Raw genomic sequence first — 2394 nt, forward strand, 5'->3', positions numbered from 1 at the left:
GGCAGGCTCGCGCGCGCCGTCGCCGCCGCTGCTCGGGTCGGGGCAGGGCAGCCGCTTGTGCTGCAGCATGAAGGTGCGGATGGCGTGGCGGGCGGTGTCCGCTTCGGCATGCGCACGCGAGCGCGCGCGCACGTCGGCCATGCCGGAGTAGGCGGTCGATGCGATCGCCGCGAGCAGGCCGATGACGGTGACCGACACCGACATTTCAAGCAGGGTGAAACCGGAGGTGCGGGCGGCGCCGGCCATGCTCATCGCCTCGCGGCGGCACCGGGGACGGTACCGAGCGGCGGGAGGGTGGAGCCCGGCGCGCGGACGTCGGCGTGCATCTGCGCCTGCAGTGCCTCCATTTCCGCGGACGTGGCCTCGATGGCGGCCTGGCGTTCGGGCGAACGCGGCTGCGCCGCGATCTGCTGCAGCCGGGTTGCCAGCGCCTGCATGCGCACGCTGATCTCGAAGTTGTCGCGGACCGCGTCCAGGTCGAGCTGCGCCTTCACCGCGGGATCGTCCAGCGCCTCCAGCGTGTCCAGCGCCTCGCGCAGGTGGCGGTTCCTTTCCTCCACGCCGATGTTGCTCGCGGCGACGAGACCGCGCACGGATTCGTCGAGCTTGCGCAGCTGCGCCTGGCGGCGGCTATCGTCCGCACCGGCCGCGGCCGGGGCCTGTGCGTCTTCCGCTTCGGAGCGCATCCACGGCGGCAACGATTCATTGGGTCGTGGTACCGCGTCGCGGTCGGTCGCGGCACCCGCCTCGCTGCGCATCGCGTCCGCGGGCGCCGCGTCGCCGGCAGGCGCCTGCACGTTCCCGCGCGATCCGGCCGGAGCGGTGTCGCCGTACCAGCGCAGGCCCAGGACCACGACGCAGCCAAGGGCGATGGCCAGCAGAGCAAGGGCGACGATGGCGTTGCGGTTGCTCACCGCAATCCCTGTCCGGCGGTGGCGAACGGAGGCGGCATGCGCAGCGTCATCGGTTGGCCGAGCACGTCCTCGATCACGACGTGGTCCTTGCCGATCAGGCGCACGTGCGAGCCGTCGGCGAGCCTGCTGCCGGTACCCGCGAGCTGACCGTCGATGATCGCGCGGCGGCGCCGGCCTTCGCTGACGATCAGCGTGAGCTTGTGTTCCGGTCGTACCTCGTCGGTGTCCTCGCCGGCACGCCCCGTGCTGCCGGGTTTATCGCTGCCGGGCGCAACCGCAAGGCCGCGCAGCGAGTCGGCCTCGACCGCATCGAGCGCGTCGATCGCGGCCAGCATCGAGCGGTTGTGGTTGAGCGTTATCTGCAGTTGCGCGATCGCGGCGGAATCGTCCTCGTCCGGGAAGGAGCGGACCACGCTGGGCTTGGCGACGATCATCGCGCTTACCCACGCGACCACGCCCAGCCACAGGACCAGGGCAAGGCTGGCTGAATACTTGACCTTCACGAGGCCTCCCCCGCCGGCGTGGCATCGGCGCGAAGCAACTGGTAGGAGAACGAGCCGCCCGGCGACTGCGAACGGGCGCTGCCCATCTGCGGATCGATCGCGACGGGAATGTAGCCGGCCGCGCGCAGGCGCTCGACGAAGCGCGCTATCTGCATGCCCTGCAGTTCCGGATCGACGTCGTGCTTGACCATGCCGTCCACGCGCAGGCTGTCGGGCTTGGTGGCGTCGCCGTGCTCCAGGCGCAGGCGCAGGATGCGCACGTCCTCGCCCGCGGCGTCGCGCATGTCGTGGAGCGCAGCGGCCGGATCCAGTGCCGATTCCAGCGCGGTGGCGCGTTCGATGAACTTCAGGATCGCGGGATAGGGTTCGGGCACCGCCTCCTCGACCTGGAGCCCGGCGATTTCGGCCTCGATCTGCGCGATCTGGTCGTCCAGCGCGGCCGCCTGGCGATGCGATTCGTTGGCGGCCAGGGTCCAGCGTCCGCCGAGCGCGGCCAGCGCCAGTGCCAGGACCAGCGATGCCGCACTCGCCCACGGCAGCACGCGCTCGGCCAGGTACATCAGGCGGCTGGCCGGCGGATTGATCGCGGCCACCGCGGATGCGTGGGCCACCAGGCGCGGGGCGCTGGTGCGGTAGAGCACGCCGTCCGGGTCGCGCACCATGGTGTGCGGGCCGAGGCGCCCCTGGGTGCCGCTGTTGGCGCAGAAGATTTCCAGCAGCGCTTCGTCCGTCCACCGGCTTTCGGCAATCGCGGCCGGCGCCGGCGTCGGAGCGGGCGCGGCCGGTGCCGCGATGGCGGCCTCGGCGGCATCGTCGATGCCGGCGTCGAACTGGCCGTCGTACGTCAGGTTGCCTGCGTCGCCGGCGAGCGGCGTGCGCTGGGTGGGCTCCTCATCGAAGCCGCGCGTGGTTGCGGGTGCGGCAACTCCGGCCGCGGAGACGCCGGACTGGCGGGGTGCGCGGGTCAGGCTGCCGTA

General features: G+C 72.0%; 4 protein-coding genes. All 4 read right to left on the reverse strand.

Annotated features, from left to right (window positions below; all coding sequences use genetic code 11):
- On the reverse strand, positions 1-246 hold a 246-nt coding region (locus tag QAA18_RS06955; protein ID WP_279412142.1), incomplete at its 3' end, for a type II secretion system protein.
- Between the two features lie 2 nt (positions 247-248).
- Positions 249-914, reverse strand: coding sequence for a hypothetical protein (locus QAA18_RS06960; protein WP_279412143.1), 666 nt, complete (start codon positions 912-914; stop codon positions 249-251).
- Positions 911-1417 carry a hypothetical protein gene (locus tag QAA18_RS06965; protein WP_279412144.1) on the reverse strand — a complete coding sequence of 169 codons (507 nt, stop codon included), beginning with the start codon at positions 1415-1417 and terminating at the stop codon, positions 911-913. The genes QAA18_RS06960 and QAA18_RS06965 overlap by 4 nt, the downstream gene beginning before the upstream one ends.
- The coding region (locus tag QAA18_RS06970) for a hypothetical protein (protein ID WP_279412145.1) at positions 1414-2394 on the reverse strand (981 nt) is incomplete at its 5' end. The genes QAA18_RS06970 and QAA18_RS06965, both read right to left, overlap by 4 nt.

It is taken from the genome of Luteimonas sp. 8-5, assembly GCF_029763755.1.
Classification (GTDB): Bacteria; Pseudomonadota; Gammaproteobacteria; order Xanthomonadales; family Xanthomonadaceae; genus Cognatiluteimonas.